Here is a 14,878-nt window from a genome sequence, read left to right as displayed (position 1 = left end):
GGCTGCGGCCGTTCCTGCTGCAGCACTTCACCCACAGCTACCGCGACATGAGGGTGGAGACCGCCGGGAACCAGATCCGGGAGGCCAAGGGCATGAAGTTGCAACTGCGGCTCGACGACGTCCGGATCCATCCGACCGCCGAGTCGACGGGCACGCTGGGGTCCCTCGAGGCCGACGTCACCTGGTCCGCCGACGGCATCCAGCGCACGGTTTCGGGCCTGATACCCCTGGTCGGCGGGCTGATCAGCGGCGTCACACCGGACGCATCGGCCGGCACCCTGCAGTTGCAGGGTCCGCTCGGCACGGTGACGATCAAGCCGCAGGCGGCCGACGGCGGTCTGTCCCTCGAGGTGGTGGGAGTGACCGGCCTGGGCTTCACCCTGCCGCGCGAGACGATGCAGCCCGCCCTGGACGCGTTCACCGGGCAGCTGACCAGGAACCTGCCGATGGGCATCCACGCCGAAAGCGTCGCGGTGACCGACGACGGGGTGACAGCGCGGTTCGTGACCCGCGACGCGACGATCCCGACCGGTCAGCAGGATCCCTGTTTCGCCGGAGTGGGTACGTAGGACCCGCTAGCCCTTCTCCGGGTCTCCGGGGTTGCAGCCGGTGACGATCATGGTGTTGTCGTCCACCGCGGGCCGCCACGATTCGAGGTCCCAACTGGTCTTTCCGGGCTCGGCGAACTCCGCGAAGCGCCAGTGGCAGAGGAATTGCGCGCGCATTCCGGCGGTGCCGGCGTCCGGCGCCAGCGCCAGCACCTCTGCCCAGGCCTCGTCGGACTGGGCCGCGGTCTTGGCCACCGAACCCGCCACTTCCCGGCCCGCCGGAGTCGGGTAGATCCGCAGCGTGGGAAGACCGCTGTAGGCGACCCACCGGACGTGATCGATGTAGGGCGGCGGTGCAGCGGCGTCGGCCCGGGCGGCCGGGACGCCGAGCGTGGTCATCGCCCAGGCGGCCAGCGCCACCGCCGCGAACCGCGGCACGTTCAGCGCGACTTCCCCTGGACCTCGAGGAGTTTGGGCCGGACGTCGGCCAGGTAGACGCCCGCCGCGACCGCCGCGATCACCATTCCCATGACTCCCAGAACCCACGAGAGCAGGGCGGCACCGCCCAGGATCACCAGCCAGACCGGCTTGGTGAGTTTGTCGACGGCGGTATAGGCATCCGGCCGCTGGAGGGCGGCATGCACGAACGCGTACACCGTCGCCCCCAGCACCGCCCAGAAGAGCACATCAAGAACGAGACCCGCCACACCCTGAAGCATCACGCTTCAAGGGTAGGCGGGTCTCGTGCCCGGGGTCGAACCGAGGTAGGCCTCTCGCGGCCGACCTGCGGTTCGTCGGTCTTACTTCTGGGTCACCTTTTTGGCCGGAGCCTTCTTGGCGACCTTCTTGACAGCCTTCTTGGCCGGAGCGGCCTTCTTGGCGGCGGCCTTCTTGACCGGAGCCGCCTTCTTGGCCGGAGCGGACTTCTTGGCCGGGGCCTTCTTCGCCGGCAGCTCGACACCGACCAGCTTGGCCGCACGCTCGCCGACCGCGCGGGTCTGCGCCGACACGTTGCCCAGGGCCTCCTGAGTCAGCTCGACGGCCGACTCGACATAGGTCTCGACACGGTCAGCGGCATCCTTGAACTCCGCCTGGCCCCGCAGCCGCTCCAGGGCGGCCTCGCCCCGGGCGATCAGGCTGTTGTAGGTCTCGGTGGCGTCCACCATGAACTCGTCGGCAGCCTTGCGCAGCTCGTCGGCGGTCAGCCGGCCACGCAGTTCCTCGGTCCGCTTGGGCAGCTGCTCCTGCAGCCGGGTCAGAGCGGCCCGACCGTCACCGACACGGTCTCCGGCGACCTCCGCACGCTCGCGCAGGGTGACCACGATCTCGTTGACGGTGGCCAGGGCCAGGTCGGCGGCGCCGACCGCGGCCAGCAGCGGGGCCTTGAGGTCCTCGATCGAGGTCTCGTTCTTGCTCTTCTTCTTCGCCATTGTGGCTGTTTCCTTTCGGTTTCTCGTGAAGCTGTTCAGTTGAGGACTGATTACTGCCCGGTTACTACGCCGGCGACCCCTCGTTCTGCTGGCGGAACGAGGTGTAGATGTCGAGCAGGACGCGCTTCTGCCGTTCGGTGATCGCGGTGTCACCGATGATGGCGTCGTGCACCTGGCTCGGCTGTCCGGGCTCGAGGATCCCGGCCCGGACGTACAGCACCTCCGCCGAGAGCCGCAGCGCCTTCGCGATCTGACTCAACACCTCGGCGGAAGGCTTGCGCAGTCCCCGCTCGATCTGGCTGAGGTAGGGATTGCTCACCCCGGCCCGCTCGGCCAGCTGCCGCACCGAGACCTGGGCGGCTTCCCGCTGGGTGCGGATGAAGCTGCCGATGTCCTGCGCGGCGTTGCTGACCACGGCGGCAAGGTCTGACTCCTGAGTCATGCCTCGCCTCCTCGCGGGAACGGTTGTCGCCTTCATACGGCACCAGCCTACCGCGCAGTGCTAACAATTGCAAGCACTTGCTAGCGCAGGTCAGAACAGAATTTGCGCGACGGTATAGATCACCAGGCCGGCCAGCGCCCCGACCACGGTGCCGTTGATCCGGATGAACTGCAGGTCGCGGCCCACGTGCAGTTCGATGCGCCTGCTGGCTTCCTCGGCATCCCAGCGCTGGATGGTGTCGGTGATGATCGTGGTCGCCTCCGCGCCGTACTGGCCGGCCAGGTGCTGGGCTCCCCGGATGATCCAGTCGTCGACCTTGTCGCGCAGTTCGGCGTCGTCGCGCAGCGACTCGCCGATGCGCACCACCGAGTCGGCGATGCGGCCCCGCAGTTCGCTGGACGGATCGTTGACACCGTCGAGAACCAGCCGCTTGAGGGTCTTCCAGGCGGTCTCGGCCGCTCGGGTCACCTCGTCGCGCTCCATGAGCTGCTCCTTGACCGTCTCAGCGCGGGCGATCGTCTCCGGGTCGCTTTGCAGATCACTGGCGAATTCGAACAGAAAGCGGTTGGCCGACTGGCGCAGTTCGTGGTTGGGGTTGCGTCGGACCTTGTCGGTGAAGTCCATCAGCTCACGGTGAATGCGGTCACCGACGAGCTGATCGACGAACTTCGGCGACCAGCTCGGGGAGTCCCGCAGCACGACCCGGTCGATGGTGGGCCCGGCGTTGAGCGCCCATTCGAACGCCCGGTCGCACAGCAGCTGAATGAGCGCCTCCTGGCGGTTCTCGACGAGCAACTGGTTGAGCACCCGGCCCACCGGCGGGCCCCATTGCGGCTCGGCGAGGCGCTTGACGATGCTCTTGTCGATGGCCTGCTGGATGTCCTCGTCGTTGAGCAGTTCCACGCCGACCCGCATGATGGTCGCGGTCTCCTCGGCGACCCGGGCCGCGTGGTCGGGCTCGGACAGCCACTTGCCCAGCCGGCTGGCGATCTCGGCGTCCCGCAGCTTGGTCTCCACCACTTCCGGGGACAGGAAGTTCTCCCGCACGAAACTGCCGAGCCCCTCGCCGAGCTGGTCCTTCTTGCGCTTGATGATCGCGGTGTGCGGGATCTTAAGGCCGAGCGGATGACGGAACAGGGCGGTCACGGCGAACCAGTCAGCCAGCGCGCCGACCATGCCGGCCTCGGCCGCGGCCCCCACGTAGCCCAGCCAGGGCGGGCCGCCTTGAGCCTGCGCCCACCGGCAGACCAGGAATATCACCGTCGCGCCGATCAGGAACCCGAGCGCCACCGCCTTCATCCGGCGCAGGTTGGCCAGCCGCTCGGCATCGGCCTGGGCGTCCGCACCGGCGAAGGACTCAGCAAACGAACTGCGCGGCCCGGGGGACCCCGTCCCGGCAGCGAGGCGGTGTTTGGCGACCACCACACCATCATCCGCTATCGGCACGACTCAGCCGCCGGCTATTCGCCACGAGCTAAGCCCGGATTTAGGTGTGACCGCCCGTCACAACTTTCCTGTTCGCGCCGGTTAGAATCGCCCTCGGAAGGGAGCGGTAGGGCGACGTGACACAGTCTGAATCCAGCGACGCGCCCGGCGCGGGTATTGCCCTGGGCGCGGTCAAGACCGACGGCCGCAAACGGCGCTGGCACCGGCACAAGGTGGAGCGGCGCACCGAGTTGGTCGACGGAGCACTCGACGCGATCCGGCGCCTCGGCGGCGACAAGAGCCGCGACGTCAGCATGGACGAGATCGCTGCCGAGATAGGCGTCTCCAAGACGGTGCTCTACCGCTACTTCGTGGACAAGAACGACCTCACCACCGCGGTGATGATGCGCTTCACCCAGACCACCCTCATTCCCAACATGGCGGCCGCCCTGTCCTCCGACCTCGACGGGTTCGACATGACCCGCGAGATCATCCGGGTGTACGTCCAGACCGTGGCGGCCGAACCGGAGCCGTACCGCTTCGTGATGGCCAACTCGTCGGCGAGCAGGAACAAGGTGATCGCCGACTCCGAGCAGATCATCGCCCGGATGCTGGCGGTGATGCTGCGCCGGCGCATGCAGGTCGTCGGCATGGACACCCGCGGCGTCGAGCCGTGGGCCTTCCTGATCGTGGGCGGCGTCCAGCAGGCCACCCACTCCTGGATGTCGAACCCGCGAATGAGCAGCGATGAGCTGATCGACTATCTGACGATGCTGTGCTGGAGCGCCTTGTGCGGCATCGTCGAGGTGGGCGGTTCGTTGGAGCGATTCCGGTCCGAGCCGCACCCGCCGCCGGTTTTGCCGGCATTGCAGCCCGCAACACCGCTTTAGTCTCTAGTGTTCGGCCATGGCGAAAGAGCTGTGGACACATAAGCCCTCCGACGTGTTGCGCTTCCGGCCCGGGGACAGGGTCAGCGACATCGACACCGACTCCAGTCCCGGCTTCAGCGCCAAACGCGAGGATGCCGAGCGGATCACCGACGAACGCGGGGAGCATTTCGCCGAACTCCAGGAGAAGCTGTACGCCAACGGCAGGGAGGGCGACAACCGCTCGGTTCTCCTGGTACTGCAGGGGATGGACACCGCCGGCAAGGGCGGGATCGTCACCCACGTGGTCGGCGCCGGCAACCCGATGGGCATCGACTACCACAGCTTCGGCAAGCCGACACCGGAGGAGCGCTCGCACCATTTCCTGTGGCGGATCAACAAGTCACTGCCGCCGGCCGGCCATATCGGCGTCTTCGACCGGTCCCATTACGAGGACGTTCTGGTGGTCCGGGTGCACAAGTTGGTTCCCGTCGAGGAGTTGGATCAGCGTTACGACGAGATCAACACCTTCGAGCAGGAGCTCATCGACTCAGGGACCTCCGTGGTCAAGGTGGCCATGTTCGTCTCCCTCGACGAGCAGAAGGCCCGGCTGGCCGAGCGGCTGCAGCGGCCGGACAAGTACTGGAAGTACAACCCCGGCGACCTCGAGGAACGCAAACTCTGGCCCGCCTACCAGGAGGCCTACCAGGTCATGCTGGACCGGACCTCGACCGACCGGGCTCCGTGGTTCGTACTGCCGTGCGACAAGAAGTGGTACGCCCGGCTGGCGGTGACCGAGTTGCTCATCGAGGCCCTGACCGCGATGAACCTGTCCTGGCCGGAGGCCGACTTCGACGTCGAGGCCGAGCGCAAGCGGGTCGCCGAGCTCTGACCCTGCGCGCTACTGGCCCTTCACCAGGGTGAACTGACCGACGTTCGTGATGCCGCGGCGGAAGAAGTCGGCGCACCCGGTCAGGTATTTCATGTACTTGTCGTAGGTCGCCTCGTCCATCAGCGCGATCGCCTCGTCGCGTTTGGCTTCCAGGTTCGCCGCCCACATGTCCAGGGTGCGCGCGTAGTGCGGCTGCAGGAGATGGACGCGCTCGAGGGTGAAACCGGAGTCCGCCGCGAGCTTCTCGATGTCCTCCACCGCCGGCAGCTGGCCACCCGGGAAGATCTCGGTACCGATGAAACGCATGAACTTCAGGTCGCTGATGGTCAGCTTGATTCCGTTGTCGCGGAAGAACTTCTGGGTGTGCGCCAGGATCGTGTGCAGCAGCATCCTGCCGTCGCTTGGCAGAATGCTGTAGGCCCGCTCGAAGAACATCGGGTAGCGCTCGGCCTTGAACGCCTCGAAGGCGCCGATGGAGACGATGCGGTCGACCGGCTCGTCGAACTCCTCCCAGCCCTGCATGCGGATCTCGATCTTGCGATCGGTGTCGAGCTTGGCCAGACGCTGGCGGGCGTAGTCCGACTGCGCCTTGCTCAGCGTGATGCCGATGACGTTGACGTCGTGATTGACGACGGCACGCTCCAGGCAGCCGCCCCAGCCGCAGCCGACGTCGAGCAGTGTCATGCCGGGCTCGAGGTTGAGCTTGCCGAGCGCCAGATCGAACTTCGCGTTCTGCGACTCCTCGAGATTCATGTCGTCGCGCTCGTAGTAACCGCAGGTGTAGCCCATCGTTGGGCCCAGCCACAACGCGAAGAATTCGTTCGAGACGTCGTAAATGGACTGGGACTCCTCGTAGTAGGGAGTCAGATCCGTGTCAACGTCGCCCATCAAGCCTGCCCTTCCGCGAGTTGTGAGGGATCGTAGTCCACCGGACCCGCCGAGCGCACATTCCGTGGCGGTCAGTAGGGATATCAGTAGGGGTATCAGTAGGGGTAGAAGCCCTGGCCGGACTTCTTGCCCAGCCGGCCCGCCTCGACCATCCGCAGCAGCAGTGGCGGCGGGCCGTACTGCGGCTCCTTGAACTCGTCGTACATCTTGTCGGCGATCAGTTTGAGGGTGTCCAGCCCGATCAGGTCGCACAGCCGCAACGGGCCCATCGGATACGACAGACCGGCAACCACGGCCTTGTCCACGTCCTCAACGGTGGCGACGCCGGATTCGACCATCCGGATCGCCGAGAGCAGATAGGGCACCAGCAGGAAGTTGACGACGAAGCCGGAGCGGTCCGTACAGCGGACCACCTGCTTGCCCAGAACCGCGCCGGCGAACTGCTCGGTGCGCGCGGCCGCGGCATCGGTGGTCGCCAGGGTGGTCACCAGTTCCACCAGTGGAAGCACCGGGACCGGGTTGAAGAAGTGCAGTCCGAGGACCCGGCCGGGGTTCCTGGTCGCGGCCCCGATCTTCATGATCGGGATGCTGGAGGTGTTCGACGCCAGCACCGCGTCGGGGTCGGTGATGATCTCGTCGAGCTGGCCGAAGATGGCGGCCTTGACCTTTTCGTCCTCGATCACCGCCTCGATGACCAGCTGGCGGTCGGCCAGGTCGGGCAGCTTGGTGGTGAAGCGCAGCCGATCCAGCGCGCCGTCACGCTCCCGCTCGGTGATCCTGCCGGCGCTCACACCGCGTTCCAGGGACTTGGTGATCCGGTTGCGGCCGGCCGTCACCAGGGCATCGGTCGTCTCGAACACCGTGACGTCGACCCCGGCCCGGGCGCACACCTCCGCGATACCGCCGCCCATCTGGCCGGCGCCGATCACGCCGACCCGCTCGATCGCTTGAGTCACGTTGCCTCCCTGATGATCTCGTCCACGAGGACCCTCGCCCGCCAGCCGGGCCGGGTCCCCGGCCGGCTCAGTGGAACTGACCCTCTTCGGTCGAGCCCGCCAGAGCGGTGGTCGACGAGGTCGGGTCCACCGTGGTGGCGATCCTGTCGAAGTAGCCGGCGCCAACCTCGCGCTGATGCTTGGTGGCGGTGTATCCGCGCTTCTCGGCGGCGAACTCCCGTTCCTGCAACTCGACGTAGGCGCTCATCTGGTTGCGCGCGTACCCGTAGGCCAAATCGAACATCGAGTAGTTCAGCGCATGGAAACCGGCCAGCGTGATGAACTGGAACTTGAAGCCCATCGCGCCGAGCTCTTTCTGGAACTTCGCGATGGTGGCGTCGTCGAGGTGCTGCTTCCAGTTGAACGACGGAGAGCAGTTGTAGGCCAGCAGCTGGTCGGGGAAATCGGCCTTGACGCCCTCGGCGAACTTGGCCGCCAGTTCCAGGTCCGGCGTGCCGGTCTCCATCCAGATCAGGTCGGAGTACGGCGCGTAGGCCTTGGCCCGCGCGATGCACGGCTCCAAGCCGTTGCGCACGTGGTAGAAGCCCTCCGCGGTGCGCTCACCGGTGACGAACGGCTTGTCGCGGTCGTCGACATCGGAGGTGATCAGGGTGGCGGCCTCGGCGTCGGTGCGCGCGATCACCACGGTCGGCACGTCGGCCACGTCGGCGGCCAGGCGCGCGGAGGTCAGCGTGCGGATGTGCTGCTGGGTCGGGATGAGCACCTTGCCGCCCAGGTGGCCGCACTTCTTCTCCGAGGCCAGCTGGTCCTCCCAGTGCGAGCCGGCGACGCCGGCGGCGATCATCGCCTTCTGCAGCTCGTAGACATTGAGCGCGCCTCCGAAGCCGGCCTCACCGTCGGCGACGATGGGCACCAGCCAGTTCTCGACGGAGGTGTCACCCTCGACCTTGGCGATCTCGTCGGCGCGCAGCAGCGCGTTGTTGATCCGGCGGACCACCTGCGGCACCGAGTTGGCCGGATACAGGCTCTGGTCGGGGTAGGTGTGGCCGGAGAGGTTGGCGTCTCCGGCGACCTGCCAGCCCGACAGGTAGATGGCCTTCAGGCCGGCCCGCACCTGCTGGACCGCCATGTTCCCGGTCAGCGCGCCGAGGGCGTTGACGAAGTCCATCCTGTTGACCTGGTCCCACAGGATCTCCGCGCCGCGGCGGGCGAGGGTCTGCTCCTCGACGACGGTGCCCTGCAGCGCGACGACCGCATCGGCGGTGTAGGTCCGGGTGATGCCCTTCCAGCGCGGATTGGAGTCCCAGTCTTTCTGAATCTCCGCGGCGCTCTTCGGCTTGCCGACCTCGGAAATGGAACGGGACATGGGCCTCTCCTTCGCTGTCTCAGACCGTGTGTCGGTGGGCGCTGACATTTCTGCTAACGCTGGACACTCATCGCTCGTATTTCGCCACGACGATGGCACAGTCGATATACGCAGGTCAAAATCGTCTCCAGTGCGAAATCCGGCAAGGAAACGGCCCACATTTTGCGAAGTTTGCGAAGAATGGTCCCGCGGGTGTCGATCACCGCAGGCCACGGCGCCCGGAACTGCTCAGAGCGGGAACATCGCCGCCAGCGCCTTGACCTCGTCGCCGACGACGTAGGTGAGCGTTCTCACGGTGCGATCGGTCAGCTCGGGTCCGAACCTGTCGGTGGAGCCGGGTGGGAAGACGTGCAGCAGCACCTCGAGCTTGTCGCCGTAGCTGATCGGGGCGTCGTGCTCGATGGTGACCCGCAGGGGTGCCGCGAGCAGTTCGGGGTAGGGGGCGAGGAACTCCCCGACCACCTTCCAGTACACCGAGTTGTTGACATGGTCGAACAGGTCGATGTCGCTGACCCGGATCGGGAACTCGCGGATCTCGTCGGCGTCCTCCCGCGAACCGGCGGACAGGTAGGACTTCCACCGCAGCCGATTGATGGCGGTGGTCTTCATCAGACCCTCCATGAAGTCGTCGGCGATGCGCGAGGGCCCCTGGGTCTGCCTGCTGAAGTTGATCCAGAACGCCTCGGTCTCGACCAGCCCGCCCTTGCGGCCGTCAATGCGCACCCGCATCTCGCACCACCGGGTCGAGGCGCCCGAGCACCACCGGCGCAGCCGAAGAGTGTCGTGGATCTCGATCGGGCGGATCATGTCGACCATGGTGCGGCGGACGATCCACAGCGGATGGGACTCGAGATGTCCCATCTCCCGCAGGTGATCCTGGCCGACATCCATGATGTGGCGGACCGCGGCGTCGAGCCGAAGCCGGCCGTGGCGGTCGGCGTCGGCCGCCCGCAGCGGCCACTGCCGGTCGAAGACCTCCGGCGGCGGCGGGTCGGGCACCGGGGCCAATACCTTGGCCAGGCCCGCCTGGTCCGTCGCGTCGCCGCCCATGGGTCGCGATCATGCCAAAAGCCGATTTTGGATGGCAACCAGCCAGCCGTTGCCAACACTGCCAACTGGCACTTCACACGCCGCTACGCTGGCGGCATGCCCAAGACCTACGTCGGTTCACGGGTACGACAGCTGCGCAGCGAACGCGGCTTCAGCCAGGCCGCGCTGGCCCAGGTGCTGGAGATCTCGCCGAGCTACCTCAACCAGATCGAACACGACGTCCGGCCGCTCACCGTCGCCGTGCTGCTGCGCATCACCGAGGTTTTCGGCGTCGACGCGACCTTCTTCTCGTCCCAGGACGACACCCGTCTGGTGGCCGAGCTGCGGGAGGTGATGCTCGATCGCGACCTGGAGGCCGAGGTCGATCCCGCCGAGATCGCCGACATGGTCGGGACCCACCCGTCCATCGCGCGGGCGATGGTCAACCTGCACCGCCGCTACCGGATCACCGCCGCGCAACTCGCCGACGCCACCGAGGACAGGTTCAGCGACAGCAGCGGCAGCGGAGCGATCACGATGCCGCACGAGGAGGTGCGCGACTACTTCTATCAGCGGCAGAACTATCTGCACGAACTCGACACCGCCGCCGAGGGGCTCACCGCGCGGGTGCGGATGCACGGCGGTGAACTGCGCACCGAGCTGTCCCGCCGGCTCACCGAGGTGCACGGGGTGCGGATCGTCCGGCGCATCGACCTCGGCGATACCGTCCTGCACCGCTACCACCCCGCGTCGAAGACCCTGGAGATCTCCACGCACCTCTCAGCGGGTCAGCGCGCCTTCAAGATGGCCGCCGAGCTTGCCTACCTGGAGGTGGGCGAATTGATCGACGAGATGGTCGCCGACGGCAGGTTCACCAGCGACGAGTCCCGCAGGCTGGCACGGCTGGGGCTGGCCAACTACTTCGCCGCGGCGACCGTCCTGCCCTACCGGCAGTTCCACGACGTCAGCGAGAACTTCGGTTACGACATCGAACGCCTGTCGGCCTTCTACCAGGTCAGCTATGAAACCGTCTGCCACCGGCTGTCCACCCTGCAACGGCCGTCGATGCGCGGGGTCCCGTTCTCCTTCGTCCGGGTCGACAAGGCCGGCAACATGTCGAAGCGCCAGTCCGCCACGGGATTTCACTTCTCGTCCTCAGGAGGGACCTGCCCGCTGTGGAACGTCTACGAGACCTTCTCCAACCCCGGCAAGATTCTGGTTCAGATAGCCCAGATGCCGGACGGGCACAACTACATGTGGGTGGCCAGAACCGTCGAGCGGCGCGCATCCCGCTACGGACAGCCCGGCAAGACCTTTGCGATCGGCCTGGGCTGCGAGGTGCGCCACGCCAGTCGGCTGGTGTATTCCCGCGGCCTGGACCTGTCGTCGGACAGCGCGACCCCGATCGGGGCCGGCTGCCGGGTCTGCGAACGGGACAACTGTCCGCAGCGGGCCTTCCCGGCGCTGGGCCACGCGCTGGACATCGACGAGCACCGCAGTACCGTGTCGCCATACCTAGTGAAGGAAGACCGATGATCGCTCGACAGGCATCCGGGAGCGCTCGCGCGAAGACCGGAAGACGTCCGTGAGCGAGACGGCCCGCATCCCGCCCGGCGGCCGCCGGGAACTGGGCCTCGTCAACTGGGGCATATCCAGGATCGCCGCGCGCCGGGTGAGGGCTCCGCACATGCATCTGTTCGAGGTGCTGGGCCAGCACCGGATGCTGTTCTGGACCTTCCTGCCCTACGCCGGTCAGTTGTTGAACAAGGGCAAGCTGCCCAAGACCGAGACCGAACTGGTGATCCTGCGGGTGGGGCATCTGCGCGGCTCCGAGTACGAACTCCAGCAGCACCGCCGGCTGGCCCGCTCCCGCGGTGTCGACGACGACCTGCAGGAGAGGATCTTCGAGGGGCCCCGGGCAGCGGGTCTGACCAGCCGGCAGCGGGCCCTGCTGCAGGCCGTCGACGAGTTCACCACCGACCGGGATCTCTCCGACGAGACCTATGCGGAGCTGTCGAAGTATCTCAACCGCCAGCAGATCATCGAATTCTGCGCTCTGGCAGGTCATTACGACACCATCGCTGGAATCCTGGCCACCCTGCGGGTTCCGATGGACTTCCCGGACTAGCCGCTAGAGGTAGGTCTCCCCCAGCACGATCACGCTGAAGACGACCGGGGCTACCGGCAGCGCGGCCAGGAACACCGCCGAGACCAGTTCGTTGCGCCGGTGGCACGCGCGGGCGCGGCGCCAGGCGAGAGTGGCTCCGGCTGCGACCAGGACCGAGACGACCAGAACCCAGGTGCTGACCGCCGACGAGCCGACGGCCATCGAGATCAGGATCAGCCACAGTATGTGCCCGAGCAGCAGCCCGCCGATGCCGGCGACGACCCGCGACGTGATGCCGGCGGAATCGGCCGAGCTCAAAAGTTGATCATGTGGCCGGCGAGGCCGTGGAAGCATTCCTGCAGCGCCTCCGACAGCGTCGGGTGGATGTGCACGTTGCGGGCAAGCTCACTGACGGTGAGGTCCCACTTCTGCGCGAGGGTGAGCTCGGGAACCAGTTCGGAGACGTCGGGCCCGATCAGATGCGCCCCGAGCAGTTCGCCGTACCTGCCGTCGGCGATCACCTTGACGAAGCCGGTCGGGTCGGCCAGCCCGTGTGCCTTCCCGTTGGCGGTGAAGGGGAACTTGGCGATCTTCACGTCATAGCCCTCGGCCCTGGCCTGCTCCTCGGTGAGGCCGAAGCTGGCGACCTGCGGCTGACAGAAGGTTGCCCTGGGCATCATCCGGTAGTCGCCCAGCGTCATCGTCTCCGCCCCGCCGATGGTCTCGGCGGCCACCACCGCCATCGCCTCGGCGACGTGGGCCAGTTGCAGCTTGGCGGTGACGTCGCCGATGGCGTAGATGTGCGGCACATTGGTGCGCATGTAGTCGTCGATGGCTATCGCGCCCCGGTCGGTCAGCGCCACGCCCGTCGCCTCAAGGCCGTAGCCGGAGATGTTGGGGGCGAACCCGATGGCCTGCATCACCTTGTCGGCTTTGAGTTCCTGGCTCGCGCCGTCCTTGCTGACCACCACGGTGACCGTCGACCCGTCGTCGGTGATCGACTCGACCTTCGTCCCGGTGAGGATCTTCACGCCCAGCTTCTTGTACTGCTTCTCGATCTCCTTGGAGACTTCGGCGTCCTCGTTGGGCAGCGCCCGGGGCAGGAACTCGACGATGGTCACGTCGACGCCGTAGTTGACCATCACGTAGGCGAACTCCATGCCGATCGCCCCGGCACCGGCGATGACGATGGAGCGCGGCAGGTCCCGGTCGAGGATCTGCTCCTCGTAGGTGACGACGTTCCCGGACAACGACGTCCCGGGGATCAGCCGGGTGCTGCTGCCGGTGGCGATGATCGCGTTGGCGAAGGTGACGGTCTCGGTGCCGCCTTCGTTGAGGTCCACCGTGATGGTGTTGGCGTCGGTGAACCGGCCGTACCCGTGGATCTCGGTGATCTTGTTCTTCTTCATCAGGTAGTGCACGCCGGCCACTCGGCCGTCGGCGACGCTTCGGCTGCGATCGAAGGCAGCGCCGAAGTCTGCGGTGACCTGTCCGGTGAATCCGAACGCGGCCGCTTCCTTGGTGACGATGTGGGCCAGTTCCGCGTTGCGAAGCAGCGCCTTGGACGGGATGCAGCCGACGTTGAGGCACACCCCGCCCCAGTACTTGGGTTCGATGATGGCGGTGTTGAGGCCGAGTTGGGCGCAGCGGATGGCCGCGACATAACCGCCGGGGCCGGCGCCGAGGACGACGACGTCGTAGTGGGTCACGGCCCTACCCTAGCCCGAGCGGGCCACCGGAAAGGGCGGACTGGTTCACCCGACGATCGGGCGGGTGATCCATTCGAAGTAGTAGGCGCCGTGCAGGATCGCGGCGGCGCCCATCGACGCCAGCGGCGCGGCCATCAGCGCGATCGACAGCGCGGTCACCTGCGGGCGGTTGGGCACCATCGAGACGAGCAGGCTGGCCACCATGCATGCGACCAGGTAGAGCAGGATGCCCAGCACCGGGATCGTCTTGACCAGCGCGGTGTACCACCAGTAGTAGAACCCGGCGCCGGCCGCGGCGGCCAGCACCCCGACCCCGGCCACCATCAGGGCGAACTTCCAGCGCTTGACGAACTGGTACGCGCTCGGGAATACGACGGGATGCGCCGGCACCGCGACCGGTTCGATGTGCCCGGTGACCGACCGCAGGAAGGCGTCGGTGTCGACATTGACGTACTCGCTGAAGGCCTGCGGCGTCGGGGGGTCGGCCTCGAGTGCGTCGAGTGCGTCGAGTGCGTCGACGGCGGCGTCGAGGTCGCCGGCCAGGCCCGCGAGGACGGGTTCGACCACCGGCTCCGGGGCGGGTTCGACGACCACCGGCTCCGCGGCGGGTTCGAAAGCGGGCTCGGACCCGGCCTCGATGATCACCATCCGGGTTCCGGTGTCGGCCGCCGACTCGACCATCACGGGCCCGGCTTCGACCGCCACGGCGGCGGACTCCCACTCATCGGAGTGCCACTCGAGATCGGGATCGACCCCTCCGGGGCGGGGGGTTTCGACCACCGACTCCGACTGCAGGGGATCCGGGTGGGGGCCGGTGTCGAAGATGGGGGCCGGATGCGGTTCGGTGTTGGGGGTCAGCGCGGGCTGGACGCCGCTGGCGAACATCGGCGTCAGGTGCGGCCCGGTGATCGGCGAAGCGGTGTCAGTCATTGGAGACCACCTGTAGCAGAAGCAGGACCGACAGCCAGCCGGGGCCCAGCGCCAGGATGAACGCCCCCAGCGAAGTGACCCAGCGCCGGCCTGAGGCAAGGACGAGCAGCAGCCCGATCACACCCGGGACCCCGACGACCAGAGCGACGACCAGATCGGGGCGGACGGTGACGTCGACGGCCAACTTGGCCGCGACCGCGGCGATCTGACCGGCGACGCAGCCGAGGAGCAGCGCGCTTGTGAGCAGCCATGCCCGGGGCAGGGGAATCACAGTTTCTGACGATACGGCG

Annotated in this window: 18 protein-coding genes; 5 read left to right on the top strand and 13 right to left on the bottom strand. The window is 67.1% G+C overall.

Going from position 1 to position 14,878, the window contains the following annotated elements; all coding sequences use genetic code 11:
- The coding region (locus tag ACKOQ4_RS01215) for an LmeA family phospholipid-binding protein (RefSeq protein WP_526287998.1) at nucleotides 1-569 on the top strand (569 nt) is incomplete at its 5' end.
- Between the two features lie 6 nt (nucleotides 570-575).
- On the opposite strand, the gene ACKOQ4_RS01210 is transcribed toward ACKOQ4_RS01215, so the two are convergent.
- The 5 genes from ACKOQ4_RS01210 to ACKOQ4_RS01190 all read right to left on the bottom strand — a co-directional run bounded on the left by ACKOQ4_RS01210 (nucleotide 576) and on the right by ACKOQ4_RS01190 (nucleotide 3,842).
- Nucleotides 576-992 (bottom strand): DUF2599 domain-containing protein, encoded by a 417-nt coding sequence (locus ACKOQ4_RS01210; protein ID WP_526288012.1) that lies wholly within the window; start codon nucleotides 990-992, stop codon nucleotides 576-578.
- Entirely contained in the window at nucleotides 989-1,267 is a 279-nt protein-coding gene (locus ACKOQ4_RS01205; protein WP_526288010.1) for a DUF2516 family protein, read from the bottom strand. The genes ACKOQ4_RS01210 and ACKOQ4_RS01205 overlap by 4 nt, the downstream gene beginning before the upstream one ends.
- A gap of 81 nt (nucleotides 1,268-1,348) precedes the next feature.
- The gene (locus ACKOQ4_RS01200; RefSeq protein ID WP_526287996.1) at nucleotides 1,349-1,978 is read right to left on the bottom strand and encodes a heparin-binding hemagglutinin; all 630 of its coding nucleotides are present in this window, start codon (nucleotides 1,976-1,978) and stop codon (nucleotides 1,349-1,351) included.
- 64 nt (nucleotides 1,979-2,042) lie between these two features.
- Entirely contained in the window at nucleotides 2,043-2,420 is a 378-nt protein-coding gene (locus ACKOQ4_RS01195) for a helix-turn-helix domain-containing protein (protein ID WP_526287994.1), read from the bottom strand.
- Between the two features lie 90 nt (nucleotides 2,421-2,510).
- A complete protein-coding gene (locus tag ACKOQ4_RS01190) occupies nucleotides 2,511-3,842 on the bottom strand; it encodes a DUF445 domain-containing protein (RefSeq protein ID WP_526288008.1) in 1,332 nt (443 codons plus the stop codon).
- Nucleotides 3,843-4,021: 179 nt separating this feature from the next.
- Between ACKOQ4_RS01190 and ACKOQ4_RS01185 the strand changes: the two genes are divergently transcribed.
- Complete coding sequence (locus ACKOQ4_RS01185; RefSeq protein WP_526288006.1) at nucleotides 4,022-4,735, top strand: TetR/AcrR family transcriptional regulator; 714 nt, start codon at nucleotides 4,022-4,024, stop codon at nucleotides 4,733-4,735.
- Nucleotides 4,736-4,751: 16 nt separating this feature from the next.
- Nucleotides 4,752-5,603, top strand: a complete 852-nt coding sequence (locus ACKOQ4_RS01180) for a polyphosphate kinase 2 family protein (RefSeq protein ID WP_526287992.1) — start codon at nucleotides 4,752-4,754, stop codon at nucleotides 5,601-5,603.
- Nucleotides 5,604-5,612: 9 nt separating this feature from the next.
- On the opposite strand, the gene ACKOQ4_RS01175 is transcribed toward ACKOQ4_RS01180, so the two are convergent.
- The 4 genes from ACKOQ4_RS01175 to ACKOQ4_RS01160 all read right to left on the bottom strand — a co-directional run bounded on the left by ACKOQ4_RS01175 (nucleotide 5,613) and on the right by ACKOQ4_RS01160 (nucleotide 9,863).
- Nucleotides 5,613-6,491: a cyclopropane mycolic acid synthase family methyltransferase gene (locus ACKOQ4_RS01175; protein WP_526287990.1), complete on the bottom strand. Its 879-nt coding sequence runs from the start codon at nucleotides 6,489-6,491 to the stop codon at nucleotides 5,613-5,615.
- 95 nt (nucleotides 6,492-6,586) lie between these two features.
- Complete coding sequence (locus ACKOQ4_RS01170) at nucleotides 6,587-7,447, bottom strand: 3-hydroxyacyl-CoA dehydrogenase family protein (RefSeq protein ID WP_526287988.1); 861 nt, start codon at nucleotides 7,445-7,447, stop codon at nucleotides 6,587-6,589.
- Nucleotides 7,448-7,514: 67 nt separating this feature from the next.
- Nucleotides 7,515-8,801: an isocitrate lyase gene (aceA, locus tag ACKOQ4_RS01165; RefSeq protein ID WP_526288004.1), complete on the bottom strand. Its 1,287-nt coding sequence runs from the start codon at nucleotides 8,799-8,801 to the stop codon at nucleotides 7,515-7,517.
- Between the two features lie 240 nt (nucleotides 8,802-9,041).
- Nucleotides 9,042-9,863: an acyl-[acyl-carrier-protein] thioesterase gene (locus tag ACKOQ4_RS01160; RefSeq protein WP_526287986.1), complete on the bottom strand. Its 822-nt coding sequence runs from the start codon at nucleotides 9,861-9,863 to the stop codon at nucleotides 9,042-9,044.
- Nucleotides 9,864-9,959: 96 nt separating this feature from the next.
- On the opposite strand from ACKOQ4_RS01160, the gene ramB reads away from it, so the two are divergent.
- On the top strand, nucleotides 9,960-11,378 hold the full coding sequence (ramB, locus tag ACKOQ4_RS01155; RefSeq protein ID WP_526287984.1) for an acetate metabolism transcriptional regulator RamB: 1,419 nt from the start codon (nucleotides 9,960-9,962) through the stop codon (nucleotides 11,376-11,378).
- Nucleotides 11,379-11,427: 49 nt separating this feature from the next.
- Nucleotides 11,428-11,970, top strand: a complete 543-nt coding sequence (locus ACKOQ4_RS01150) for a carboxymuconolactone decarboxylase family protein (protein ID WP_526287982.1) — start codon at nucleotides 11,428-11,430, stop codon at nucleotides 11,968-11,970.
- A gap of 3 nt (nucleotides 11,971-11,973) precedes the next feature.
- Here ACKOQ4_RS01150 and ACKOQ4_RS01145 read toward each other — a convergent pair whose 3' ends face one another.
- The 4 genes from ACKOQ4_RS01145 to ACKOQ4_RS01130 are packed head-to-tail and all read right to left on the bottom strand — an operon-like array spanning nucleotide 11,974 to nucleotide 14,859.
- Complete coding sequence (locus ACKOQ4_RS01145) at nucleotides 11,974-12,267, bottom strand: hypothetical protein (RefSeq protein ID WP_526287980.1); 294 nt, start codon at nucleotides 12,265-12,267, stop codon at nucleotides 11,974-11,976.
- Nucleotides 12,264-13,658 (bottom strand): dihydrolipoyl dehydrogenase, encoded by a 1,395-nt coding sequence (lpdA, locus tag ACKOQ4_RS01140; RefSeq protein ID WP_526287978.1) that lies wholly within the window; start codon nucleotides 13,656-13,658, stop codon nucleotides 12,264-12,266. Before lpdA ends, ACKOQ4_RS01145 begins: the two co-directional genes overlap by 4 nt.
- Before the next feature lie 45 nt (nucleotides 13,659-13,703).
- On the bottom strand, nucleotides 13,704-14,588 hold the full coding sequence (locus ACKOQ4_RS01135) for a hypothetical protein (RefSeq protein ID WP_526287976.1): 885 nt from the start codon (nucleotides 14,586-14,588) through the stop codon (nucleotides 13,704-13,706).
- The gene (locus ACKOQ4_RS01130) at nucleotides 14,581-14,859 is read right to left on the bottom strand and encodes a putative holin (protein ID WP_526287974.1); all 279 of its coding nucleotides are present in this window, start codon (nucleotides 14,857-14,859) and stop codon (nucleotides 14,581-14,583) included. The genes ACKOQ4_RS01135 and ACKOQ4_RS01130 overlap by 8 nt, the downstream gene beginning before the upstream one ends.
- Nucleotides 14,860-14,878: the final 19 nt, after the last annotated feature.

It is taken from the genome of Mycobacterium sp. (assembly GCF_046095365.1).
Classification (GTDB): domain Bacteria; phylum Actinomycetota; class Actinomycetes; order Mycobacteriales; family Mycobacteriaceae; genus Mycobacterium.
This window is presented reverse-complemented; position numbering and strand designations above follow the sequence as displayed.